The organism is Streptomyces sp. NPDC001606 (assembly GCF_053596835.1).
On record NZ_JBSFHC010000006.1, the window covers coordinates 61,270 to 83,203 of the forward strand.

Below are 21,934 nucleotides of genomic sequence, written 5' to 3' on the forward strand. Positions count from 1 at the left end.
AGCCGAGGCACGGCCTCACCTCCGGGACGGGTACGCGAGCCGGGCAGGGCCTTGCCACCGGGGTGGCGCGGACCGGGGTCATGGGTTTGCCGCCGGGGTGGGGGTGCGGGCGGCTCGGTGGGCGAGGGTGGTGGTGGAGCGGCCGTCGAGGTAGGGCAGCAGCAGGACCTGGCCGCCCCAGCTCTCCACCAGGGGCTGTTCGGGCAGCATGGTGCGGGCGTAGTCGCCGCCCTTGGCCCAGATGTGCGGGCGCAGGTCGCCGAGGATGCGTTCGGGGGTGTCCTCGGCGAAGACGGCGACCGCGTCCACGCACTCCAGGGCGCGCAGCACCCGGACCCGGTCGGCGACCGGGACGAGCGGGCGGCCGGCGCCCTTGCGGCGGCGTACCGACGCGTCGGAGTTGACGCAGACGATCAGGCAGTCACCGGCCCGCCGGGCGGCCTGGAGCAGGGCGACGTGTCCGGCGTGCAGCAGGTCGAAGCAGCCGCCCGCGGCGACGACGGTGCCGCCCGCGGCGCGCACCCGGGCGGCGGTGCGGAGGGCGTCGGCGGTGGTGTCGCCGTCGACGGCGGCCTCCGCCGGCGGCTCGGATTCCTGGTGCGCGGCGATCGCGCGGGCGCCGCCCTCGGCGACGTAACGGGTGGCCGCGTGTACGCCGGTCTGGACGGCGTCCTCGGTGAGCGCGCCGTCGGCGAGCAGGCCCGCGGCGGCCGAGGCGAACCGGTCGCCCGCGCCGCAGGGATCGCCGGAGGCGGCGGCCGGCGTCGGCACCAGCAGCGGCGTCTCGCCGTACGAGAGGAGCGCACCGCGCTCGCCGAGGGTGACGGCGACGGCCTGCGCCTGCCAGGCCTGTACGAGGGTGCGGGCGTCGCGTGCGGCGGTGCGCAGCCCGGCCTCCTCGCCGGGCCCCTCGCCCTCGTCCAGGTGCCGGGCGAAGGCGCGGGCCTCCTGCGTGGAGGGGGTGGCGAGGCGGACGCCGGGCACCGGCGGCCGGCCGCGGACATGGGGGTCCCAGACGATCGGGGCGGGCGTGTGCGCCAGGGCGTCCCGCAGGACGTCGGCGGTGCCCCGGCCGTAGTCGGCGACCAGGACGCCGTCCGCTCCGGTCACGGCGGCCACGGCCGCGTCGGTGGCCGCCCGGGCGCGTCCGTCGCCGTCGTCGAGGCGCAGCAGCGGCCGGTCCCCGGCCAGCACGCGGGTCTTGCTGCTGAGCGCGCCGTCCAGCGGCACCTCCACCAGTTCGACCCGGTCGGCGAGGAGTTCGCGCAGGGTGGTGCTGGCCGGGTCGTCGCCGAGGGCGGTGACGAGGGTGACCGGCCGGCCGTCGGCGGCCGCGAGGCAGGCGGCGAGGGCCGCGCCGCCGGGCCGCGAGCTGCGCCGGGTGCCGTGTACGACCGGCACGGGCGCGTCCGGGGCCAGCCGCTCGGCCCGGCCGCACAGGTCGTGGTCGAGGAGGGCGTCGCCGACCACGACCAGACGGGTGTGCGAGGCGTTCATGCGTGTCCCTTCCTGGAGGCCACCGGGGTGCCGTCCACGGACCGGCCGACGGTCCGGGCCCGGCCGACGAGCCGCCCGACGACACCGGGTTTGCCATCGGTGCCGTTCGCCTCCCCCGGGCCGGCCGTGCCGCGCTCGACCGCCCGGTCGAAGGACTCGCAGAGCATGTGCACGGCGACCAGGTGCAGTTCCTGCACGGTGGCGGCGACCGGGGCGTCCACGCACACCGTGTCGTCCGCGCCGAGCTGCAACGGGTTGGGGGCCCGTCCGGTCAGCGCCCACACGGTCAGACCGAGCCGGTGGGCGCGCTCGGCGGCGGCCAGCAGGTTGGCGCTCGCGCCACTGGTCGACAGCAGCAGGAGCACGTCCCCGGGGCGGCCGTGGGCGGCGGTCTGCCGGGCGAACACCTCCTGGACGCCGTAGTCGTTGGCGATCGCGGTGGTGGAGGAGGTGTCGGCGTGCAGGGCGACCGCGGAGAACGGCGGCCGGTCCTCGCGGTAGCGGCCGACGAGTTCGGCGGTCAGATGCTGTGCCTGTGCGGCGCTGCCGCCGTTGCCGGCGACCAGCAGCCGGGCCCCGGAGCCCAGGCGGCGGGCGAGTTCGGCGCCCCAGCGTTCGATGCGCGGGCCGTGTTCGCGGAACGCCTCCAGTGCCTTGGCGAGGTCGTCGCAGTGCGTGCTGTCCTGGGCGGCGCAGGGCTCGGCGCGCCGGTCGGTGCGCAGGTGGGCCGCGGCCTTCATCGGACCACCCCCGACAGGGAGCGGACCGGGGACACCTCGCTGTAGACCCCGGCGACCCCTTCGGCGACCCGGTCCCAGGTGTAGTGCGTCAGCACCCGTTGCCGGCCGGCGGCTCCATAGCGGGCGAGCCGTTCGGGGTCGGCGAGGAGGCTGCGGACGACCGCGCCGAGGTCGTAGTCGTCGTCGGCCGGGACCAGGACGCCGGTGGTGCCGTCCACGACCGTGTCGAGCTGGCCGCCGACCGCGGTGGCCACGACCGGTGTGGCGCAGGCCATGGCCTCCAGCGGGACGATGCCGAACGGCTCGTACAGCGGCAGGGACAGCACCAGGTCGGCGCCGGCCATCAGCCGGGGCATCCGGGCCCGGCCGACCCCGCCGAGCAGGGTGACGCGGTCGAGGACGCCGTACTCGCCGGCGATGCCGTACAGGCGCGCCGCCTCGGGGTCGGAGCCGAGCAGGTCCGCCTCGGGCCCGCCGGCGATGAGCAGTTCGGCGTCCGGGACGCCGGCCAGGGCGCGGATGGCGCGGTCGAAGCCCTTGCGGGGCACGAGCCGGCCGACGGCCAGCAGCCGGCGGCGGGCGCCGGGCGGGCGGGTGCGGCCGGCGGGCGCGAACTGGTCCGGGTCGACACCGCACGGTACGACGCTGATCCGGTCCTCCGGCAGGCCCATGGCCTTCAGCTCGGCCACCTCGTCGCTGCACGTGGCGATGATCCGGGCGCACTCGTGGCCGATGGCCTCCTCGATGGCGAGGCGTTCGGCGGGGCTGGTGTCGGCGGCGCCCTGGTAGCGCTTCTTCACGGTGCCGAGCGCGTGGTAGGTCTGGACGACGGGGATGCCGAGGCCGCGGGTGCCGGTGAGGGCGGCGAGGCCGGACATCCAGAAGTGGGAGTGCACCACGTCGGGCGGGTTCGCCGCCCACTGCCGGGCCAGGAAGGCCCCGAACTCGGCCATGTGGGGCAGGAGTTCGTCCTTGGGCAGGGGTGCGGGCGGTCCGGCGGGCACATGCACCACCTGCACTCCGTCGATGAGGGTCACCCGGTCCGGCAGGCCCGCCGCGTCCCGCCGGGTGTACACCGTGACCCGGTATCCCTTTCTGGCGAGTTGCCGGGCGGTCTGTGCCACGTACACGTTCTGGCCGCCCGCGTCCGGTCCGCCGAGCGCGGCCAGCGGGCTGGCGTGCTCGGAGACCATGGCGACGCGCCCGGCCGTGTGCGGAATGCGGCTCATCGGGTGACCTCCTTGATCAGGCGTTCCCAGTCGTCCAGGAAGCGCCGCTCTCCGTAGCGGGCCTGGGCCGCGGCCCGGGCGGCCGCGCCGGTGCGGCGGGCGTGCTCGGGGTCGGCGAGGAAGGTCCGTACGGCGTCCTCCAGTACGTCGAGGCGGTTCGAGACGACCCCGGCTCCCTCGGGTACCGCCTCCCGCACCTCGGTGGTGTCGAGTGCGACCACGGGCATGCCGAGGAACATGGCCTCCAGCAGGGACAGGCCGAGCGAGGTCCAGCGCACGGGGTGCAGGTAGAGGCGGCAGCGGGCCAGCTCGCGGTGGAGTTCGTGCTGGGGCAGGTCGCGGGTGCGGCAGCGCTCGGGGGGCAGCCCGAGGTGCTCGGCGAGCCCTTCGGTGCGCATCCCGAAGACGTCCAGGGGTGCGGACCGGGCGAACCGGGGCAGCAGGTCGGTTCCCGTCGTACGGCCCCTGCGCACCGGGTCGTTGACGACGACGGCGGCGCGCCGCTCGGTGCCGGTCCAGCGGTGGCCGGGGTCGATGATGCCGTGCTCCACGACCTCGGTGGGTGCCCGGCCGTTGTCCCACATCAGCCGGTTGAAGTGGGTGACATGGACGAGGGGGATGCGGGACTGCCCGGCCAGCGGGTGGAGTTGCCGCTCGGCGCTCTCGTCGGGGCTGTTGTGCTCGACGTACACGGCGGGCACGTCCACGCCGGGGCGGCGGCCGGTCCAGCGCAGGGCGAGGTCCAGTTCGTGCGGGCGCTGGAGGACCATCAGGTCGATGGGGGTGTCCCGCAGCTCCCGCGGGGTCCGCTCCTGCACGGTGCTCGGCCAGTCCCAGGTGACGGCCCGGCCCAGCCCGTCGGGTCCGCGGTCCTCGGTGACCGGGACCAGGTAGGTGTGCGGGCCCTGCACGAAGGCGGTGAGCCAGGATCCGTGCACGTGCCAGACGAGGATGTTCATGAGCGGCGCTCCTGGATGAGCTTGTGCACCGCGCGCACCACGTCCTGTCCGGTGACCTCGTCCAGACAGGGGTGGCCGGGCACCGGGCAGGTCAGCGCCCGGGTGTCCGCGCACGGCGCCGACTGGTCGCCGAGCAGGATCACGGGGACGCCGTACGGCGCCCAGCGGTCGGCCGGGACGACCGGCGCGAACAGGGAGACGACCGGGGTGCCGACGGCGGCGGCGAGATGGGCGGGGCCGGTGTTGGCGCTGATCACCACGTCGGCCATGCGGAGCACGCCGGCGAGGGTGCGGGGGGTGGTCCGGCCGCCGAGGTCCACGGCCAGGTCGCCGCTCACGCACCGGGTGAGCACGGTCTCGTGGGGGCCGCCGGTGACCACCACGCGGTGGCCTGCGTCGGTGAGCAGGGCGACCGCCTCGGCGCAGCGCCGCGGACTCCAGGCCCGGGCCGGGGCGCTGGCGCCCGGGTGCAGCACGAGGTACGGGCCGTTGCCGGTCAGGCTGCCGGTGTCCGGGGGCGGCAGGACGCGCAGCCGGCCGTCGTCGCCGGGCGGCGGCAGGAACCCCATGGCGGCGGCCGTGTCCCGGGCCGCCTCGGCCTCGTGGCGGCCTGGGATCCGCCGGTGGCGGATGTCCAGCAGCCGTCCGGCGTGGTCGACGCTGTCGGCGCCGATCCGGTCGATCCCGGCGAGCCGCAGCAGCAGCGCGGTGGGCAGCGGGCTCTGGTGGAAGGAGGTCAGGATCAGGGCGGCGTCGTAGGCGGCGGCGCGCAGCCGGCCGACCAGGGCGTCGATGTCGGCCGGGATCACCGGGGGCGGGTCGAAGCCCTCCCAGGGGGCCTCCCACACCAGGACGTCGTCGACCCCGGGCAGCAGCCGGGCGGCGTCCGCACCGCGCGGGCCGCAGAGCAGGGTGACATGCGCGGAGTGCGCGGCGACGGCACGCACGGCGGGCCCGGCCAGTAGAACGTCCCCGAAGCTGTCGAGCCGGACGACGAGAGACCTCACGCCGACCACCTCCCGGGTATCAGGGGTGCGTGCGTTGCCGCCGGGCCCGTCTCGGGCACGCCGGGCTGGGCAACTCCCGGAGACTCGTCCCGGGAGGGGGACCCGCCCGGTGCCGGAGGGCTGTCGGATACGGCGGGCGTGGCGGCCACCGGACGGCCCTCCCGCGAGGGGCGCCAGCCCGGCGTCGGGCAAGCCTCGGGCGCGGCGGACAGGGCAGCTCCCGGGCCTTCGTCCCGCGAGGAACACCGGCCCGGGGCCGGGCGACCATCGGGCGCCGCAGTAATTCCAGCCCCCGGGCCGCCGGCGGGCGGCTCAGGCATCGCCGTCGCCGGGCCCCCGCCCCCCGTGGAGCACTGGTCCGGTGTCAGGTGCCCATGTGCCCGGAGGGCGTCGCGTACCGCGGTGTGGATGTCCGGGGCGGTGACGGCGGCGAAGCGGGTCGTCTCCTCGGGGGCGGTGGCCGCGTTCGGGACGAGGACGGCGCGGGCGCCCGCCGCCCGGGCCGCCAGGACGTCGGCGGCGATGTCGCCGATCACCAGGCAGGCCGCGGGCGGGACGCCGAGCCGGGTGGCGGCCGCGAGGATCAGCCCGGGCCGGGGCTTGCGGCAGTCGCAGCCGGCGTCCGGGGCGTGCGGGCAGAAAAGCCAGGTGTCCAGGCCGCCGAGCAGCGCGTCGGCGCGCGCGTTGACCCGGTGCACCTGCGCCGTGCTGAGCAGGCCGCGGCCGATGCCGGACTGGTTGCTGACCACCCCGGTGGCCAGCCCGGCCGACCGCGCCAGCGCGACGGCCTCGGCCGCGCCGGGCACCAGCCGGACCCGGCCGGGATCGCCGTTGTACGGCACGTCCGCCACCAGGGTGCCGTCACGGTCGAACAGGACGGCGCCGAGCGGTACGGCGTGGACGGTACTCACTCGGCCGCACCTCCCAGGGGGCCGGCGTTGCGGTGGCGGACCGCTCCGCGCAGCCAGTGCCGTACGGCGAGCGGCGGGATCAGCACGCTGGTGCCGAGCATGCCGGCGATCTCGCGGGCGGTGCGGGGGCCGGGCAGGATGCGGGCGAGGGCGAACTCGGCGGTGCCCAGCGTCCACAGGGCCGCGCAGGCGGTGGCGGTGCGGCGGCGGCCGGCCAGGGCGCAGCCGGCGGCGGCGAGCGCGGCGCCGGTGACCATGACATGGCGGGGCAGCCGGCCGCGGGGTGCCTGGGCGCGGGCCCACCAGTCGCGGCCGTGCAGGCGGTTCATCAGCGCGTCGTCGGCGTTGCCGCGTTGCGCGGGCAGCGAGGCCCACCAGTGGGCGGGGCGGACCGGGTGCCGGGTGACCCGGGTGCCGCGGACCAGCTCCCAGCCGGCCCGCTGGACGCGCAGGGCGAGATCGGCGTCCTCCCGGAAGGCGCGCGGGAAGCGTTCGTCGAAGCCGCCGACGCGGGTGAGCGCCCGGGTCCGGTAGGCCATGTCGGCGGTGGCCCAGGCGGCGTTCTCCAGGCCCTTGGTGGTGCGTTCCCAGTCGGTGGGCCGGCGGTCCAGGGGCAGGGGGACACGCAGCTGCCCCTGGATGCCGCCGACGTCCTCGCCGGCCGCCCGCAGGTCCGCGGCGAGCAGCCCGGACCAGTCGGGCAGCACCTGGACGTCGTCGTCGAGGAAGACGGTCCAGGGGGTGCGCACGGTCCGCCAGCCGGCGTTGCGGGCGGCGGCCGGTCCGCGGCCGCCGGTGCGCAGGGTGCGGACCCGGTCGAGCAGCTGCCCGGCATGCTCCAGTGGCAGGTCGCCGTCGGGCGCGGGCCGGTCGTCGACGACGACCACCTCGTGCGGGGCGTGTGCGGTGGTGCCCTCGGCGAGGGCGCGCAGGCACTCGGCGAGGCAGGGGCGGCCGATCGTCGGGACGACGACGGTGTAGGCGGGCGCGTCGGTCATGCGAAGGCCTTTCCGCGCCGGACCGCGAACGGGCCGAGGACCAGCAGGTCGACCGGTGCGGAGCCGAAGCACTCCAGGGCGTCCCGGGGGTCGTCCACCATGGGCCGGCCGGCGGTGTTGAGGCTGGTGTTGACCACCACCGGCAGCCCGGTGCGCCGTTCGAAGCCGTCGATCATCCGGGCCACCAGCGGCTCCTGGGCCCGGTCGACGGTCTGGATGCGGGCGGTGCCGTCGACGTGCACGACCGCCGGGATGCGGTCCTTCCAGTCGGCGGCCACCTCGTGCACGAACAGCATGTGCGGGCTGGGCAGCGGCCCGTCGAAGATCTCGGCCGCGCGTTCGGCGAGCACCATGGGCGCGACGGGCCGGAACTCCTCGCGTCCCTTGACCGCGTTGAGCCGCTCCAGGTTCACCGCGTGCCCGGGGTGGGCGAGCAGCGAGCGGTGCCCGAGTGCGCGCGGCCCGTACTCGCTGCGCCCCTGGAACCAGGCGACGATCCCGTCGGCGGCGAGTGCCTCGGCGGCCGTCTCGGCGATGTCGGCGGGCTCCTCGTACGGTACGGCCGCCCGCTCCAGCCAGGCGCGCAGTTCGTCGTCGCTCCAGCCCCGGCCGAGCGCCGCGGTGGGCATCGGCTCCAGGGTGTCCTTCTGGCCGGCGATGTGCGCGGCCGCGCCGAGGGCCGTACCGGCGTCTCCGGCGGCGGGCTGGACCCAGATGTGCCGGAAGCCGCTCTCCCGCCACAGCCGGGTGTTGGCGACGCAGTTGAGGGCGACCCCGCCGGCCATGACGAGGGCGTCCTCGCCGGTGCGGGCGCGCAGCCAGCGGGCGAGGGCCAGCATGGCCTCCTCCAGGCAGAGTTGGGCGCTGGCCGCGAGGTCGGCGTGGTCCTGGCTCCAGGTGCCGCCCGGCGGGCGCGGCGGGACGAGGTCGGCCCAGGGCACCGGCCGGGCCCGGAAGCCGCCGTCCTCGCCGGCCTCGACGTACGCGCGCAGCCGGCCGGCGAAGCGCGGGGTGCCGTAGGAGGCGAGCGCCATCACCTTGAACTCGTCGCTGCTGCGCAGGAAGCCGAGGTGGTGGGTGAGGTCCTCGTAGAACAGGCCGAGGGAGTCCGGGAGTTGCTGGGTGGCGAGCACGGTCAGCTCGCGGCCGGCGTAGCGGCCGGCCAGGTGGGAGCCGCACTCGCCGCGGCCGTCCAGGACCAGGACGGCGCAGTCCGGGTACGGCGAGACGGGCCCGGCGGAGGCGGCGTGCGCCACGTGGTGCGGGACGAAGCGGACCTTGGCGGGGTCGAGTCCGGGCAGGGCCTCGGCGAGGAAGTTCGGGGCCTCCCGGGCGTAGGTCTGGCGCAGGTGGTCCCAGGGGTCGTGCAGGCCCATGTCCTCGGCGGGGCGGGCGAGCGCGGGGTCGTAGGAGTAGGCGACGGCGTCCAGGTCGGACGGGGTGAGGCCGGCCTGCTCCAGGCACCAGCGGGCCGACTGCTCGGGCAGCTCCCAGGCGGAGAAGGGAACGGGCCGCTTGCCGTGTTTGCGGCGCGAGAACCGCTCTTCCTCCGCCGCCGCCACGACCGTGCCGTCGGTGATCAGGGCGGCGGCCGGGTCGTGGAAGAGGGCATTGATACCGAGGACGTGCATGCGCTGTCTCCTGGGCGGCGAGGGGGCGGGGTCAGGACCGCGGCACCGGCTGTCCGTCGGGCGCCGGCGGCTGCTGGGCGGCGAAGTAGGCGATGGTCTGCTTCAAGCCCTCCTCCCAGGGCACCTGCGGCGACCAGCCGAGCAGCTCGCGCGCGAGGGCGGTGTCGGGGCGGCGCCGGCCGGGGTCGTCGACGGGCCGGTCGACGAACGCGATCGGGGAGCGGGAGCCGGTGAGGGCGACGACGCGCCGGGCCAGCTCGGCCATGGTGATCTCGTCGCTGCCGCCGATGTTCACGGGCCGCACGGACCTGCTCTCGGCCACCCGCAGGATGCCGTCGACGGTGTCGTCGACGTAGCACAGCGAGCGGGTCTGGCTGCCGTCGCCGGTGACCGTGAGGGGTTCGCCGGCCAGGGCCTGGCAGATGAAGGTGGGCACCGCGCGCCCGTCGTGGGCGCGCATGCGCGGCCCGTAGGTGTTGAACAGCCGCACGATCCCGGCGTCGGTGCCTCGGGTGCCGGCGTGGGCGGTGACCAGGGCCTCGGCGAAGCGTTTGGACTCGTCGTAGACGCTGCGCGGCCCGATCGGGTTCACGTTGCCCCAGTAGCCCTCGTGCTGCGGGTGCACCAGCGGGTCGCCGTACACCTCGGAGGTGGAGGCGAGCAGGAAGCGGGCGCCGTCGCGGGCGGCGATCGCCAGGGCGTTGCGGGTGCCGAGGCTGCCCACGTCCAGGGTCTCCAGGGGCAGCCGCAGATAGTCGGCGGGCGAGGCCGGACAGGCGAAGTGGAGTACGAGGTCGTACGGCCCGGTGAGCAGGTCGGCGCAGCCGGTCTCGGAGACGTCGCAGTGGACGTACCGGAAGCCCGGCCGGTCCTGGAGGTGGGCGATGTTCTCGCGGCGCCCGCAGGCCAGGTTGTCGGCGCAGTCGACTTCGACGCCTGAATCCAGCAGCCGCTCGCACAGATGCGAGCCGAGGAAGCCGGCGCCGCCGGTCACCAGGGCGCGCCGCCAGGAGAACGGTGTGTCACCAGTCATGGGAGCTGTTCCTTACGTCCGCGTCGCCCGCGGGGACCGCGTGGTTCCGCGCCTGGTCAGCGCCTCTGTCATGGGCGTTCGGCGCGTGCCGCGTCCGCGGGGCCCGATGTCGTCGGCCCGCTCGGGAGGGAAAGAACCGGGGCCGGTCCCACGGATTCTCGAGGACCGCCCGGGTCGGCCGCCGCTGGCTGGACGGCACTGGCAGCTGTGTTCCCCTGCCAGTTGGTTTCACACGTTTGATTCTTATTGTCCGCAATGCCGGGTACTGGCGCGACTCCGGAGATCTCATAGCACGGTGGAGAGGGTCATGCACGACGACACCGCGGCGGCGGTGCTGCGCAGACTGCGCGCGCCCGGCCGGACACCGCAACGGCTGCTGCTGACCGGCTGGTTCAGCTTCCGGGACGGTGAGGCGACGGCCGGTGACGTGCTCGCCCAGACGGCGCGACCGGGGGCGTACGACGTGCTGCTCTTCGTGTGCGGTCCGGTGCACGGGCCGCAGGTGGCCGCGCTCCATGACAGATTCAGGACCTGTCGGCGACTGGCGGCCGGGGTCTCGGTCGTCGATCCGGCGGATCCCGCGGTCGCCGGTTTCCACGAGATCCTGGCCCGGGACGGCACGTCGGCCCCGGCCCGGCCCGACCTCGCCGCCGGAGCCCCGGTGGGTCCGCCGCCGCCGGTGGCCGGCGTGGTGCTCTCGTCCGGGCAGGGCGAGTACGGCGGCCCCCGCCGGCACGAGGACGTGAACGCGCGGATCACGGGCTGGCTGGCCGGCAAGGACTGCGCCCGGGTCGCGGCCGACACCCGGCTGGCCGCGGACGACTGGCGACTGTGCGGTACGGCCGAGCAGTTCCTCGCCCTCGTCTCCCGCTTCGACGTGGTGGTCACCACGCGGCTGCACGGCCTGGTGCTGGCGCTGCGCACCGGCACTCCGGTGATCGCCGTGGACCCGGTGGCGGGCGGCGCGAAGGTCGGCGCGCAGGCGCGGACGCTGGGCTGGCCGGCGCTGGTGGAGGCGGGGGCGCTGGACGAGGAGGTGCTGGACCACTGGTGGGGGTGGGCGCTGTCGGAGTGCGGCCGGACGGCCGCGGCCCGCCACTCGATGCGCTGACCGGCGCGGGAGGGCCGTGTAGCGGGCCGTACGCGGGGCACTCGGCGCGGCGACGGCGGGCCGTTCACGGCCCGCCGCGATGCCCCGCAGATCTCGCAGGAGGTAATGACATGGGTCACGGCGGAAACGTCATCAATGAGCTGACCACCGACCACCGTGAGGTCGAGGAGATCTTCGGCCGTATCGAGGCGCTGCCGCCCGGCTCCCCGGAACGCAAGAACCTCGCCGACCAGGCCACGATCGAGCTGGTGCGGCACTCGGTCGCGGAGGAGGCCTATCTGTACCCCGCGGTGCGCGAGCATGTGCCGGGCGGGGACGCGCTGGCCGACAAGGAGCTGGAGGACCACGCGCAGGCCGAACAGATCATGAAGGATCTGGAGGGCTGCCAGGCGGACGACCCGCGGTTCGACACGCTGATGATGCAGCTGATGCGCGAGATCCGGTCGCATGTGCAGGACGAGGAGCAGAACCTCTTCCCGAGGCTGGAGTCCGCCTGTCCGCCCGACGCGCTGATGGACCTGGGCGACAAGGTGCGCCGGGCGAAGAAGACCGCGCCGACCCGTCCGCACCCGTCGGCGCCCGACACCCCGCCGGCCAACAAGCTGCTGGCACCGGGGGCGGGCCTGGTCGACCGGATGCGGGACGCGCTGAGCGGCCGGGGCAAGGAGAGCTGAACGCACCCGTCCCGAGCGTCGACACACCCCGGCGCCCGCCTGCTGGAAAAGCGGGCGGGCGCCGGGGTGCACGACGGCGTGGGGTCACATCCAGGGGGTCGCGCGGTCGGTGGAGCCCGGCCGGGGCCGGGCCGCCCGGCACAGCAGCCGGAACGCCTGGCAGAGGGTCAGCGGCCACAGCACCGCGAAGCACCACAGGAGCCCGGTGTCCGAGGTGCGGACGCCCATGACGGCGACGAACAGCGAGGCGACCGCCAGCAGCGCCACCGCCAGCGGCAGCCAGACCTCGCGCGGTGCCGCGCCCATCCGGCGGGCGAACCCGCGGTCCCGGCTCAGTTCCGCCTCGATCAGCACCAGCGTCAGCCGCTCGCGCGACGACAGCGGTACCTCGTCGCGCATCTCCCACATCTCCCAGTCGTCCACGGCGACGGCACCTCCTCCACCGGTCGGCGTTCCGCCCGTTCCGGACGCCGAGTTCCCCACCGGGCACCGGCCGAAGCGGCGTGCCGGGCGATGGCGGACGCGGTGGCTGTTCAGGCCGGCGGCGTGCCCTCGCCCGGTTCGCCGAGGTGTTCGGCGAGTTGGAAGAGGGCGGGCAGCGCGTCGGCGATGGCCGCTCGGGCGGTGTCGTCGAGGGCGGCGAGCGCGGCGTCGATCCGGCGTTCGTGGGCGGTGGTCCAGGCGTCGAGCTTCTCCCGCCCCGCGTGGGTGAGGGTCACGACGGAGGCCCGGCGGTCGGCGGAGTCGACGTCCCGGGCGACCAGCCCGGCGGTGATCATCTGGCCGATCAGCCCGCTGACCGTGCTCACGGCCAGGCGCCGCCGGGAGGCCAGATCGCTGATCCGCGCGGGCGAGTGCTCGCCGAGCACCTGCAACAGCTCGACCTGCGCCATGGGCAGGGTCTCCCATGGGTAGTCGGTGCGGATCGAGGAGCGCAGCGCGCGCCGCAGCCGGGTCACCGCCTCGGTGAGAAGACGGGCCTGCGGCTCCCCGCCCCCGGTGCCGGGCGACGAACCGCCGCCGGGAGAAGGCGAGGAGACGTCGGTACTGGGCTGCGCGGACATGCCGCAAGCCTAGCCGTGTGGCCGGCCCGGCCGACCCGGCTGTCCGCGGCTCGGACGCCCCGCGTCGGGCGTACGGGGCGGCTCAGTGCCCCGCGTCGGCCGCGGTGAGTGCGGCCAGGGCGGCGTCGAGGCGGCGGGTGGCCTCCTCGGCGACCGGCCGGAGTGCGTCCAGTCCGGTCAGGCCGACCATCGTGTCCGGGTCCAGGGCCTGTACGGCGGTGCCGTCGCCGTCGGTACGGACGACCACGTTGCAGGGCAGCAGCAGGCCGACGGTGCGGTCCGCGTCCAGAGCGCGGTGGGCGAGCTGCGGGTTGCAGGCGCCGAGGATGACGTAGTCCTCCATGTCCTGGTCGAGCTTGGCCTTGAGCGTCGCGGTGACGTCGATCTCGGTGAGGATGCCGAACCCCTGCGCGGCCAGGGCCTCCCGGACCCGGGCGACGGCGGTGGCGAAGTCGGTGTCGAGGTGGACGCTGCGGTCGTAGCGCATGACCTGGCCTTTCTGTGCGGTGCGGAGCTGTGCCGTACCGGTCCGCGGTGTCGATGGGTACCCGACACGGGACTCAAAATACCCCCCGGGGTACTCATGCTACTGTCGAAACAGATACCCCCGGGGGTAATTTTCACCGGATTCACCGGAAGGGAGCACTCCCGTGTTCTTCATCGACACCATCGAGATCGCCGGGCTCGGCAACCGCAGCTATCTGGCCGGCGGTGCGCACACCGCCGTGGCGGTCGACCCGCCACGGGACATCGACCAGGTGATCGCGGCGGCGGCGCGGCGCGGGGTGCGGATATCCCACGTGGTCGAGACACACCTGCACAACGACTACGTCACCGGCGGCCTGGAGCTGGCCCGCCTCACCGGCGCCGCCTACCTGGTGCCGGCCGCGGCCGAGGTGTCGTACGAGCGGACCCCGGTGCACGACGGCGACCGCACGGAGATCGACGCGGCCGCCGCGCTGACCCTGCGCGCGCTGGCCACCCCCGGCCACACCCCGCACCACACCTCCTACGTCCTCGAGGAGAACGGCACGGCCGTCGCGGCGTTCACCGGCGGCTCGCTGCTGATCGGCGCGGTCGGCCGGCCCGACCTGGTCGAACCCCGGCTGACCCGGCACCTCGCCCGCGCCCAGCACGCCTCCGCGCACCGGCTGGCCGCCGAACTGCCCGACGACACCGCGGTGCTGCCCACACACGGCTTCGGCAGCTTCTGCTCCTCGGGGCGGGCGGAGGGCGAGGCCACCACCATCGGCAAGGAGAAGGCGTCCAACGCGGCCCTGACCCGGGACCTGGACACCTTCGTCGCCGAACTGCTGGCCGGGCTGGACGACATCCCCGCCTACTACGCCCACATGAGCCCGGCCAACGCCGCCGGGCCCGCGCCCGTCGATCTCACCCCGCCCGCCGTCGCCGACGCCGAGGAGATCGCCGCCCGGCTGGCCGCCGGCGAGTGGGTGGTCGACCTGCGCGACCGCGTCGCCTTCGCCGCGGGCCATGTCGCGGGCTCCTTCAACTTCGAGGCCGCCGGACAGCTCGCCACCTACCTGGCCTGGCTGATCCCGTGGGGCAGGCCGGTGACCCTGCTCGCCGACTCACCCGGGCAACTCGCCGCCGCCCAGCGCGAGCTGGTGCGCGTCGGCATCGAGCGTCCGGCCGCCGCGGCCACCGGGGAACCGGCGCGCTGGGTGCGCGAGGGCGAGTCCCTCGCGTCCTTTCCCCGGGCCCGCTTCGCCGACCTCGCGCGGCACTCCGGGCCCGGCGTCGTCGTCCTGGACGTCCGCAGGGACTCCGAGCGGGCGAACGGCTTCATCGAGGGTTCGGTGCACATCCCGGTGCACGCGCTGCGCCGGCGCCTCGGCGACGTCCCCGAGGGGCAGGCGTGGGTGCACTGCGCGGGCGGCATGCGCGCCGCCGTCGCCGCCTCCCTGCTCGACGCGGCCGGCCGGGACGTCGTCGCGGTGGACGACTCCTTCGACGCGGCCGAGCGGGCCGGGCTCGCCGTGCGGACCCCGTGACCGGGCACGCGGAGCACCCGGAGCGAACAGGAGTGAGAGAGATGAACATCTTCCGAGGCCGCGGCGGCCCCGGGCGCGCGACCGTGCAGGAGGTGGCCGCCGGTGCCGGGCATGCCGCCGGGGCCGACGGCACGGCCGTACTGCCCGACGTCCGCGAACCCCACGAGCGGCAGGCCGGGCACTCCCCGGGCGCCGTCCGGCTGCCGCCCGTGGCGCTGATATGCCGCTCGGGCGACCGGTCCCGGCGGGCCGCCGGACTGCTGCACGCGAGAGGCGTCGAAGCCGTCGACGGAGTCGGCGGTATGCCGGACCGGGCCGCGGCGGGACTGCCGACGGCGGACGGGGATGACAGAGCAGGGACCGTCGCGTGAGCGCGGTGGTGCTGGCGCTGGTGGCGGGGGCCGTCATCGGTCTCGCGCTCGGCGCGCTCGGGGGCGGCGGCAGCGTCCTGGCCGTCCCCGCCCTGATCTATCTGCTCGGCTTCACCCCGGTCGCGGCCACCACCGCCAGCCTGGTCATCGTCAGCGTCACGTCGGGCACCGCGCTGTTCGCGCACGCCCGCGACGGCCGGGTCCAGTGGCGTACGGGGCTGTTCTTCGCGGCGGCCGGGATCGGGCCGGCGATGCTCGGCGGGGCGCTCGCCGGGCGGCTGCCGGCCACCGCGCTGACCGTGGCCTTCGCCGGGGTCGCGGTCGCCGCCGCGCTCCCCATGCTCCGGCGCCGCCCGGCGCCCGAAGCCCCCGCGCCGGTACGGCCGGGGCGGGCGGCGGCCGCAGGTGCCGGGCTGGGCACGGTCACCGGCGTCCTCGGTGTCGGCGGCGGCTTTCTCGCCGTCCCCGCGCTGGTCAACGTGGTCGGCCTGCGCATGCGGGCGGCGGTGGGCACCAGCCTGCTGGTCATCAGCGTCAACTCGCTCGCCGCGCTGGCCCTGCGCGCCGGTACGGCGAGCGGCCTCGACTGGTCCCTCATCGGCCCGTTCGCCGGGGCGGCGGTGCTGGGCGCGTGGGACGGCAAGCGGCTGTCGGCGAAGCTGCCCGGAGCCGCGCTGCAACGGGTGTTCGCTCTGGTGCTGCTGGCCGTGGCCGGGTTCATGCTGGTCGACGCGGTGGCCTGATGCCCCCCGCCGGCCTCACGCCAGCGACAGGAAGAGCTTCTCCAGCCGGGACCGCATCTGCTCCGAGTCCTCCCCCGTCCTGCGGCCGGACTCGATATCCGCCACGCACTGCTGGAGCCCGGTGGCGATGATCGCGAAACCGGCCCGGTCGAGCGCCCGCGAGGCCGCGGCCAGCTGGGTGACGACTTCCTCGCAGTCGCGGCCCTCCTCGATCATCCGGATCACCCCGGAGATCTGGCCCTGCGCCCGGCGCAGCCGGTTCAGCACCGCCTTCAACGACGCACCCTCAAGCTCCAGTTCCACGACCACTCCTCCACGGCAATACCCCTAGGGGTACTGTACGTCCCGAATCGGGACGACGACGACAACCTCCGGCCCCCACAAGGATCACCGCTGTCATGACACCTCCCCTCACCCCCGACTCCCTCACCACCGACCAGGCCCGCGAGCGACTGCACGAGCTGACCGTCATCGACGTACGCACACCCCGCGAGTACGGCTCCGGCCATCTGCCCGGCGCCCTCAACATCCCCCTGGACCGCCTCCGCCGCGCGCTGCCGGAGATCCGGCAGGCGGCCCGGCGCGGCGAGGTCCTCGTGGTGTGCGCGTCCGGCGCCCGGTCCGATAGCGCCTGCCGCATCCTGGCCGAGCAGGGCGTGCCGGCCGCCACCCTCACCGGGGGCACCAGCGCGTGGGCCGCCGAGGGGCACGATCTGCACCGGCCCGCGGCCTGCGCCACCCGGGCCGGCTGGAGCATGGAACGGCAGGTCCGCTTCACCGCGGGCACGCTGGTGCTGCTGGGGCTGCTCCTCGCCCTGCTCGTGCATCCCGCCCTCGCGCTGCTCTCGGCCGGTGTCGCGGGCGGCCTCGTCTTCTCCGCCCTCACCGACACCTGCGGCATGGCGGTCCTGCTCGGCAAGCTCCCCCACAACCGCCCCCACGCGGCCGACCTGGACGCGGCACTCGCCGCGCTGCGCGCCCGCTGAGAACCGCCGTGCGCGCTCAGGGCACCGCCGGTTCGACGGCGACCGCCGGTGCCGTTCGAGAGGGTTGTGGCCGTGCGGTGCGAGGCGGCTGACAGAGCGGGGGCCGACCGGCGCTGCCCCCCTTCGCGTCAGCGGTGGTCGTCGGCGGCTTCCGCCACCCCGAGGAGCAGCCGGGCCAGGTCGCGCGCCTCGTCGGGGGTGAGCGCCGCCCACACCCCGGGTTCGCCGCCGCAGTCCTCGCCCACGTCCAGGGTGATCCGGCCGACGGCCCGGTCCGGCAGGCCGAGCTGGAGACGTCGTACGGCGATCCTCCGCCCGCACGTGGTCACGAGGTGTTCCTCGGCCGGGTGCGGCCGGTCCGTGTGCGCCGTTTCCATGGGTTCCACGCTCCTCCACCGGTCGTCCCGGCGACCGCCGGGCAGGACGGCCCCGATACCCCTGTGGGTACAGCCGGGTACTCGGAGCAGCGCCCGGCGCGCCGGAATTGTTCCCGCCCGGCGGGACCCGGGCTCACGCGGACCGTCGGCGTCCGCCCGGGCTCAGCCACGCCGAGACGACGGCCAGCGCGGAGGCCGCCAGGAGGGTGCCGGCCGCCCATCGCGCGCCGTGCTGCACCCCGCCGCCCACCAGGTGCAGGGCGAGGGTGACGAGGGCGACGCCGAGCGCGGTACCGAGTCCGCGGGTCATGTTGACCAGTCCCCCGCCGGTCCCGGAGCAGCGGGCCGGGATCGCACCCATGATCATGGCGTTGTTGGCCGGGGTGAAGGTGCCCAGCCCCAGCCCGGTCAGCACCAGCAGGGGCACCAGCCAGCCCGTGGTGAGCGGTACGACCAGCAGCGCGGCCACCGCCAGGGCGAACAGGGCGGCCCCGGCCAGGCACCGCTCACGGTCCGCCGACACGGCCGGCAGCAGCCGGTCGGCGCCGGTCGCGGCCAGCGCGAACCCGGCGGGCAGCGCCGTGAGCACCAGGCCCGCGGTCAGCTCCGAGGAGCCCCGCGCGGTGAGCACGACCGGCACCAGCACCAGCGGCCCGAACAGCACCAGATAGCCGCTCAGCGCCCCGAGCAGCCCGAACGCCACCGCCCGCACCCGCAGCAGGTCCAGGTCCAGCAGCGGCGCCGCGGCCCGCCGCTGCCTGCACACAAAGGCCCAGCCGGCACCGGCGGCCGCCGCGAAGAGCAGGACCACGCCCCAGCCGGGCACCGCGAGGCCGGAGGCCGCGGACACGCCCATCAAGGCGCTCGTGCTGGCCAGCGCGAGCAGCATCAGCCCGGGCCAGTCGAAACCGGCGGTCTTCGTCCGGGCCCGGGTGCGCGGCAGCAGATAGTGGCCGCTCACCAGGGCGACCAGGCCGACCGGCACGTTCACCCAGAACACCCATCGCCAGCCCAGCGTCGACACCAGCGCCCCGCCGACCGTCGGCCCCAGCGCCAGTCCGAGGGCCTGGGCGGCGGCCTGCACGCCCAGCGCGCTGCGCATCCTCCCGCGCGGGGCGCTGGTGGTCACCAGAGCCACGCTGTTGGCCTGCATCAGGGCCGCACCGGCCGCCTGGACCACGCGGAAGGCGACGAGCGCGAGCAGCGTGGGGGCGAGGCCGCAGGCGGCGGAGGCGAGGGTGAAGACGGCGAACCCGTACAGGTACAGCAGCTTGCGGCCGTGCGCGTCGGCGAGCCGGCCGGCGGGCACCAGCAGCGCGACCAGGGTGAGCAGATAGGCCAGGGACACCCATTCCACCGCCGCCAGCGAGGTGTGGAACCCGGTGCGCAGACTGCCGTACGTCAGCGTGACGATGCTGGCGTCCAGCTGGCCCATGAAGGCGCCGAAGCAGACCGTGCCGACGGCCAGCCACCAGCCGTTGGGCCGCGACCTTATCCCTTCGGGCCGCGGCCGCTCGGCGGTGAGCAGTGCGGCCCAGCTCCTGGTGGGCGGGTGGGGACTCGTGCGGGTGGCCATGCGTCCCAGATTACAACGGTCACCGAAATATTCTGCCAGCGACTTATCTGCCACCCCGGCAGCCGCCCGCTTTGCGCTCCCGGGCCCGTCGAGGAAGCGCAGCAGTACGTCGGCCTCCGCGCGAAGCCGTGCCGCCCGGTCGGCGTGCGCGGGAGCGGTCAGGTGCGCCGCGGCCTCCAGCCGCTCGGCGGCCTCGGCGCGCACCGCCTCGGCGTTGTCCGGCGCGGCAAGGGTCGCGCGAACGCAATACCGGGGCCCGCGGCCTCCAGGAGTACGCCCCCGACTCACTCCCCTGACACCCCGTAACCATCCGGGCGGTCCGAGGTGACGTCATGTCACGGAAAGATTTCGGTCATGTAGCTCTTGTGTACGGCCGTCCCCCCATGATCTTTCCGCGTCCGCTCCCGTGCATAGTGGGGTGGCTCCAGCCAAGCCGGAGCATGACAAGATTCAGCCACAGGGGGACCCAGCTCCATGCCATTCATACGCCGCCGCGGCATCGCGGCCGCCGCCGCCGTGATCGCCGCGGTCATGGTGACCACCACGGCCTGCAACAACAAGGACAGCGAGGGTGCCAAGGCGTCCGCCTCGTCGTCGCAGGGGGCGGGCCAGAAGGATCCGGGCGTCGACACCGGAGAGGACGGCGGGACGTCGCTCGGCGGCTTCAAGCTGCCGGCCGGTGTGCCCACCGAGCTGACCGGCCAGGCCATGCAGAAGTGGAAGGACGGTGGCTGGAAGGACTTCAGCCACTGGAAGTCCCGGGCCGAGGATTTCGCCAACCCGTACATCAAGGACTTCTGGACGCCGGAGCGGGTCGCCAAGGCCGCGGCCAGCATTCCCGGGGTCACCGTGGCGCGCAACACCAGCACCGGTGGCGGCCGCCGCACGTACATGTACGCGCCCGACGGCCTGGTGAAGCGCAAGGCCGCCACCCGGGTCGCGACCACGTACCACCACTACGCGGCGCCCGTCGGCAAGCTGTTCTTCAGCACGCCGCAGGGTGACATGGTGTGCTCCGGTGCGGTGGTCACCGACCCGGCGCACCCGGGCAAGTCCAACCTGGTGTGGACGGCCGGGCACTGCGTGCACGCGGGCAAGGGCGGCGGCTGGTACCGCAACATCGCCTTCGTTCCGTCGTTCGACAACACCGGCCGGTACAACATCAGCCAGGCCGGGCAGAACATCCGCTCCCGCGCCGTCTCGCCCTACGGCATCTGGTGGGCGGACTGGGCCACCACGTCCGGGACGTGGATCAAGGGCGGCGCCCACGAGGGGACCGTGGCCTCGGCGTACGACTACGCCGTGATCCACGTGAAGCCGGAGAGTGGCCACAAGTCCCTCCAGGAGAGCATCGGTTCGGCGCTTCCGGTGTGGTTCAACGCCCCGGCCGCCAACAAGATCAAGAACATGAAGGTGCGCGGCTACCCCGCGGAGTCCCCGTACGACGGCTCGAAGATCTACGACTGCCGTGGCGCCACCAAGCGCGCGGTGCTCGGGTACAGCTACCCCAGCTCGTACCCGGCGCAGTACATGATCGGCTGCACGATGAACGGCGGCGCCTCGGGCGGCCCCTGGTTCATGAGCCACAACGGCCGTACGTACCTGGTCTCCAACAACTCCCTGAGCGACCGCCGGACCTACGTCACCGGCCCGCGCCTCGGCGCGAACGCCAAGGAGGTCTACCTGGCGACCAGCCGGAAGTTCCGGTAAGCCGACGCGACACGACGCGGCCCCCGGCGCTCTGCGCCGGGGGCCGCGTCGTGTCCGGGCAGCAGGCCGCCTCGGCCATGATCCGGTGGCCGGAGGTGACCTTCGCCGGTGCAAGGTCGATACTTCCAGCAGGGGACCCGCTTCGACACTCCGACCAACCGCCAGGATCAAGAACCGTCATGAACGCCGGTGACCTGCGAAAAGGCAGGTCCAGGGCGCAAGCGCCTAGCTGCCGAGGAGACACCATGAGGATGCTGATCAACGTGCCGGAGACCGTTGTGGCCGACGCGCTGCGGGGTATGGCGGCCGCGTATCCGGATCTGACGGTGGACGTGGAGAACCGGGTGATCGTGCGCCGCGACGCGCCGGTGGCCGGGCAGGTCGCGCTCGTGTCGGGCGGCGGCTCGGGGCACGAGCCGCTGCACGGCGGGTTCGTCGGCCCGGGCATGCTGTCCGCCGCGTGCCCCGGCGAGGTGTTCACCTCGCCCGTGCCGGACCAGATGGCCCGCGCCGCGGCGGCCGTGGACAGCGGCGCCGGGGTGCTGTTCGTCGTGAAGAACTACACCGGTGACGTGCTGAACTTCGACATGGCCGCCGAGCTGGCCGAGGACGAGGGCATCCAGGTCGCCAAGGTGCTGGTGAACGACGACGTGGCCGTCACCGACAGCCTCTACACCGCGGGGCGGCGCGGCACCGGGGCGACGCTGTTCGTGGAGAAGATCGCGGGCGCGGCCGCGGCCGAGGGACAGCCGCTGGAGCGGGTGGAGGCCGTCGCCCGCCAGGTGAACGAGAACTCCCGCAGCTTCGGGGTGGCGCTCAGCGCCTGTACGACCCCGGCGAAGGGCAGCCCCACCTTCGATCTGCCCGAGGGCGAACTGGAGTTGGGCATCGGCATCCACGGCGAGCCGGGCCGGGAGCGGCGGCCGATGATGACCTCCGGGGAGATCGCCGACTTCGCGGCGCACGCCGTCCTGGACGACCTGCCGCCGCGCGGCCCCGTGCTGGCGCTGGTCAACGGCATGGGCGCGACCCCGCTGCTGGAGCTGTACGGGTTCAACGCCGAGGTGCAGCGCGTGCTGCGCGAGCGCGGGGTGGCGGTGGCCCGCACGCTGGTCGGCAACTACGTCACCTCCCTGGACATGGCGGGCGCCTCCGTGACGCTGTGCCAGGTCGACGAGGAGCTGCTCAGGCTGTGGGACGCGCCGGTGAAGACCCCGGCGCTGCGCTGGGGGATGTGAGCGGGCGGACGAGGCCGCCCACACCTCCAGCACATCGGTCAACAGCCCTACCACGCAAGGAGAT

Annotated in this window: 23 protein-coding genes; 8 read left to right on the plus strand and 15 right to left on the minus strand. The window is 74.8% G+C overall.

Annotated elements, in window-relative coordinates:
* Positions 1-78: 78 nt before the first annotated feature.
* From ACWCV9_RS13620 to ACWCV9_RS13660, 9 genes are read right to left on the minus strand one after another with little or no spacing between them, the layout of a single operon-like run.
* On the minus strand, positions 79-1,497 hold the full coding sequence (locus ACWCV9_RS13620; RefSeq protein WP_450786352.1) for a PfkB family carbohydrate kinase: 1,419 nt from the start codon (positions 1,495-1,497) through the stop codon (positions 79-81).
* Positions 1,494-2,237 carry a D-sedoheptulose-7-phosphate isomerase gene (locus tag ACWCV9_RS13625; RefSeq protein ID WP_450786354.1) on the minus strand — a complete coding sequence of 248 codons (744 nt, stop codon included), beginning with the start codon at positions 2,235-2,237 and terminating at the stop codon, positions 1,494-1,496. Before ACWCV9_RS13625 ends, ACWCV9_RS13620 begins: the two co-directional genes overlap by 4 nt.
* A complete protein-coding gene (locus tag ACWCV9_RS13630; protein WP_450786356.1) occupies positions 2,234-3,466 on the minus strand; it encodes a glycosyltransferase in 1,233 nt (410 codons plus the stop codon). Before ACWCV9_RS13630 ends, ACWCV9_RS13625 begins: the two co-directional genes overlap by 4 nt.
* Entirely contained in the window at positions 3,463-4,425 is a 963-nt protein-coding gene (locus ACWCV9_RS13635; RefSeq protein WP_450786358.1) for a glycosyltransferase, read from the minus strand. The genes ACWCV9_RS13630 and ACWCV9_RS13635 overlap by 4 nt, the downstream gene beginning before the upstream one ends.
* A complete protein-coding gene (locus tag ACWCV9_RS13640; RefSeq protein WP_450786360.1) occupies positions 4,422-5,432 on the minus strand; it encodes a glycosyltransferase family 9 protein in 1,011 nt (336 codons plus the stop codon). The genes ACWCV9_RS13635 and ACWCV9_RS13640 overlap by 4 nt, the downstream gene beginning before the upstream one ends.
* Positions 5,429-6,343: an HAD-IIIA family hydrolase gene (locus ACWCV9_RS13645; protein ID WP_450786362.1), complete on the minus strand. Its 915-nt coding sequence runs from the start codon at positions 6,341-6,343 to the stop codon at positions 5,429-5,431. The genes ACWCV9_RS13640 and ACWCV9_RS13645 overlap by 4 nt, the downstream gene beginning before the upstream one ends.
* The gene (locus ACWCV9_RS13650; protein WP_450786364.1) at positions 6,340-7,341 is read right to left on the minus strand and encodes a glycosyltransferase family 2 protein; all 1,002 of its coding nucleotides are present in this window, start codon (positions 7,339-7,341) and stop codon (positions 6,340-6,342) included. Before ACWCV9_RS13650 ends, ACWCV9_RS13645 begins: the two co-directional genes overlap by 4 nt.
* Positions 7,338-8,972: a carbamoyltransferase family protein gene (locus tag ACWCV9_RS13655; protein WP_450786366.1), complete on the minus strand. Its 1,635-nt coding sequence runs from the start codon at positions 8,970-8,972 to the stop codon at positions 7,338-7,340. The genes ACWCV9_RS13650 and ACWCV9_RS13655 overlap by 4 nt, the downstream gene beginning before the upstream one ends.
* Before the next feature lie 31 nt (positions 8,973-9,003).
* Complete coding sequence (locus ACWCV9_RS13660; RefSeq protein ID WP_450786367.1) at positions 9,004-10,005, minus strand: NAD-dependent epimerase/dehydratase family protein; 1,002 nt, start codon at positions 10,003-10,005, stop codon at positions 9,004-9,006.
* Between the two features lie 307 nt (positions 10,006-10,312).
* Here ACWCV9_RS13660 and ACWCV9_RS13665 point away from each other — a divergent pair, with 307 nt between their 5' ends.
* Complete coding sequence (locus tag ACWCV9_RS13665; protein WP_450786369.1) at positions 10,313-11,116, plus strand: polysaccharide pyruvyl transferase family protein; 804 nt, start codon at positions 10,313-10,315, stop codon at positions 11,114-11,116.
* A 110-nt stretch (positions 11,117-11,226) separates the two neighbouring features.
* Positions 11,227-11,790 carry a hemerythrin domain-containing protein gene (locus tag ACWCV9_RS13670; RefSeq protein WP_450786370.1) on the plus strand — a complete coding sequence of 188 codons (564 nt, stop codon included), beginning with the start codon at positions 11,227-11,229 and terminating at the stop codon, positions 11,788-11,790.
* An 84-nt stretch (positions 11,791-11,874) separates the two neighbouring features.
* Here the strand turns inward: ACWCV9_RS13670 and ACWCV9_RS13675 are convergent, their stop codons facing one another.
* The 3 genes from ACWCV9_RS13675 to ACWCV9_RS13685 form a co-directional block, all read right to left on the minus strand.
* Positions 11,875-12,213, minus strand: coding sequence for a DUF3040 domain-containing protein (locus ACWCV9_RS13675; RefSeq protein ID WP_450786372.1), 339 nt, complete (start codon positions 12,211-12,213; stop codon positions 11,875-11,877).
* A gap of 110 nt (positions 12,214-12,323) precedes the next feature.
* Complete coding sequence (locus ACWCV9_RS13680) at positions 12,324-12,854, minus strand: MarR family winged helix-turn-helix transcriptional regulator (protein WP_450786373.1); 531 nt, start codon at positions 12,852-12,854, stop codon at positions 12,324-12,326.
* An 82-nt stretch (positions 12,855-12,936) separates the two neighbouring features.
* Positions 12,937-13,341 carry a DUF302 domain-containing protein gene (locus tag ACWCV9_RS13685; RefSeq protein ID WP_450786375.1) on the minus strand — a complete coding sequence of 135 codons (405 nt, stop codon included), beginning with the start codon at positions 13,339-13,341 and terminating at the stop codon, positions 12,937-12,939.
* 163 nt (positions 13,342-13,504) lie between these two features.
* Here ACWCV9_RS13685 and ACWCV9_RS13690 point away from each other — a divergent pair, with 163 nt between their 5' ends.
* The 3 genes from ACWCV9_RS13690 to ACWCV9_RS13700 are packed head-to-tail and all read left to right on the plus strand — an operon-like array spanning position 13,505 to position 15,983.
* Entirely contained in the window at positions 13,505-14,869 is a 1,365-nt protein-coding gene (locus ACWCV9_RS13690; RefSeq protein WP_450786376.1) for an MBL fold metallo-hydrolase, read from the plus strand.
* Between the two features lie 41 nt (positions 14,870-14,910).
* Positions 14,911-15,240, plus strand: coding sequence for a rhodanese-like domain-containing protein (locus ACWCV9_RS13695; RefSeq protein WP_450786378.1), 330 nt, complete (start codon positions 14,911-14,913; stop codon positions 15,238-15,240).
* Entirely contained in the window at positions 15,237-15,983 is a 747-nt protein-coding gene (locus ACWCV9_RS13700; RefSeq protein ID WP_450786379.1) for a sulfite exporter TauE/SafE family protein, read from the plus strand. The genes ACWCV9_RS13695 and ACWCV9_RS13700 overlap by 4 nt, the downstream gene beginning before the upstream one ends.
* A gap of 15 nt (positions 15,984-15,998) precedes the next feature.
* Here the strand turns inward: ACWCV9_RS13700 and ACWCV9_RS13705 are convergent, their stop codons facing one another.
* Positions 15,999-16,286 carry a metal-sensitive transcriptional regulator gene (locus tag ACWCV9_RS13705; RefSeq protein ID WP_450786381.1) on the minus strand — a complete coding sequence of 96 codons (288 nt, stop codon included), beginning with the start codon at positions 16,284-16,286 and terminating at the stop codon, positions 15,999-16,001.
* 95 nt (positions 16,287-16,381) lie between these two features.
* Between ACWCV9_RS13705 and ACWCV9_RS13710 the strand changes: the two genes are divergently transcribed.
* Entirely contained in the window at positions 16,382-16,969 is a 588-nt protein-coding gene (locus ACWCV9_RS13710; protein ID WP_450786383.1) for a rhodanese-like domain-containing protein, read from the plus strand.
* A 128-nt stretch (positions 16,970-17,097) separates the two neighbouring features.
* On the opposite strand, the gene ACWCV9_RS13715 is transcribed toward ACWCV9_RS13710, so the two are convergent.
* A complete protein-coding gene (locus ACWCV9_RS13715) occupies positions 17,098-17,346 on the minus strand; it encodes a hypothetical protein (RefSeq protein ID WP_450786385.1) in 249 nt (82 codons plus the stop codon).
* Positions 17,347-17,479: 133 nt separating this feature from the next.
* Positions 17,480-18,922, minus strand: a complete 1,443-nt coding sequence (locus ACWCV9_RS13720) for an MFS transporter (protein ID WP_450786888.1) — start codon at positions 18,920-18,922, stop codon at positions 17,480-17,482.
* A gap of 474 nt (positions 18,923-19,396) precedes the next feature.
* Here ACWCV9_RS13720 and ACWCV9_RS13725 point away from each other — a divergent pair, with 474 nt between their 5' ends.
* Both ACWCV9_RS13725 and dhaK read left to right on the plus strand, forming a co-directional pair.
* A complete protein-coding gene (locus ACWCV9_RS13725) occupies positions 19,397-20,632 on the plus strand; it encodes a trypsin-like serine peptidase (RefSeq protein WP_450786386.1) in 1,236 nt (411 codons plus the stop codon).
* 245 nt (positions 20,633-20,877) lie between these two features.
* The gene (dhaK, locus tag ACWCV9_RS13730) at positions 20,878-21,870 is read left to right on the plus strand and encodes a dihydroxyacetone kinase subunit DhaK (RefSeq protein WP_450786388.1); all 993 of its coding nucleotides are present in this window, start codon (positions 20,878-20,880) and stop codon (positions 21,868-21,870) included.
* Positions 21,871-21,934: the final 64 nt, after the last annotated feature.

What these genes read in the sequence shown, in the direction of transcription:
- ACWCV9_RS13710 (WP_450786383.1), top strand. Translation starts at nt 16,382, where the DNA reads ATGACACCTCCCCTCACCCCCGACTCCCTCACCACCGACCAGGCCCGC.
- ACWCV9_RS13715 (WP_450786385.1), bottom strand. Translation starts at nt 17,346, where the DNA reads ATGGAAACGGCGCACACGGACCGGCCGCACCCGGCCGAGGAACACCTC.
- ACWCV9_RS13680 (WP_450786373.1), bottom strand. Translation starts at nt 12,854, where the DNA reads ATGTCCGCGCAGCCCAGTACCGACGTCTCCTCGCCTTCTCCCGGCGGC.
- ACWCV9_RS13670 (WP_450786370.1), top strand. Translation starts at nt 11,227, where the DNA reads ATGGGTCACGGCGGAAACGTCATCAATGAGCTGACCACCGACCACCGT.
- dhaK (WP_450786388.1), top strand. Translation starts at nt 20,878, where the DNA reads ATGAGGATGCTGATCAACGTGCCGGAGACCGTTGTGGCCGACGCGCTG.
- ACWCV9_RS13650 (WP_450786364.1), bottom strand. Translation starts at nt 7,341, where the DNA reads ATGACCGACGCGCCCGCCTACACCGTCGTCGTCCCGACGATCGGCCGC.
- ACWCV9_RS13655 (WP_450786366.1), bottom strand. Translation starts at nt 8,972, where the DNA reads ATGCACGTCCTCGGTATCAATGCCCTCTTCCACGACCCGGCCGCCGCC.
- ACWCV9_RS13625 (WP_450786354.1), bottom strand. Translation starts at nt 2,237, where the DNA reads ATGAAGGCCGCGGCCCACCTGCGCACCGACCGGCGCGCCGAGCCCTGC.
- ACWCV9_RS13720 (WP_450786888.1), bottom strand. Translation starts at nt 18,922, where the DNA reads ATGGCCACCCGCACGAGTCCCCACCCGCCCACCAGGAGCTGGGCCGCA.
- ACWCV9_RS13665 (WP_450786369.1), top strand. Translation starts at nt 10,313, where the DNA reads ATGCACGACGACACCGCGGCGGCGGTGCTGCGCAGACTGCGCGCGCCC.
- ACWCV9_RS13620 (WP_450786352.1), bottom strand. Translation starts at nt 1,497, where the DNA reads ATGAACGCCTCGCACACCCGTCTGGTCGTGGTCGGCGACGCCCTCCTC.
- ACWCV9_RS13660 (WP_450786367.1), bottom strand. Translation starts at nt 10,005, where the DNA reads ATGACTGGTGACACACCGTTCTCCTGGCGGCGCGCCCTGGTGACCGGC.
- ACWCV9_RS13695 (WP_450786378.1), top strand. Translation starts at nt 14,911, where the DNA reads ATGAACATCTTCCGAGGCCGCGGCGGCCCCGGGCGCGCGACCGTGCAG.
- ACWCV9_RS13685 (WP_450786375.1), bottom strand. Translation starts at nt 13,341, where the DNA reads ATGCGCTACGACCGCAGCGTCCACCTCGACACCGACTTCGCCACCGCC.
- ACWCV9_RS13725 (WP_450786386.1), top strand. Translation starts at nt 19,397, where the DNA reads ATGCCATTCATACGCCGCCGCGGCATCGCGGCCGCCGCCGCCGTGATC.
- ACWCV9_RS13635 (WP_450786358.1), bottom strand. Translation starts at nt 4,425, where the DNA reads ATGAACATCCTCGTCTGGCACGTGCACGGATCCTGGCTCACCGCCTTC.
- ACWCV9_RS13630 (WP_450786356.1), bottom strand. Translation starts at nt 3,466, where the DNA reads ATGAGCCGCATTCCGCACACGGCCGGGCGCGTCGCCATGGTCTCCGAG.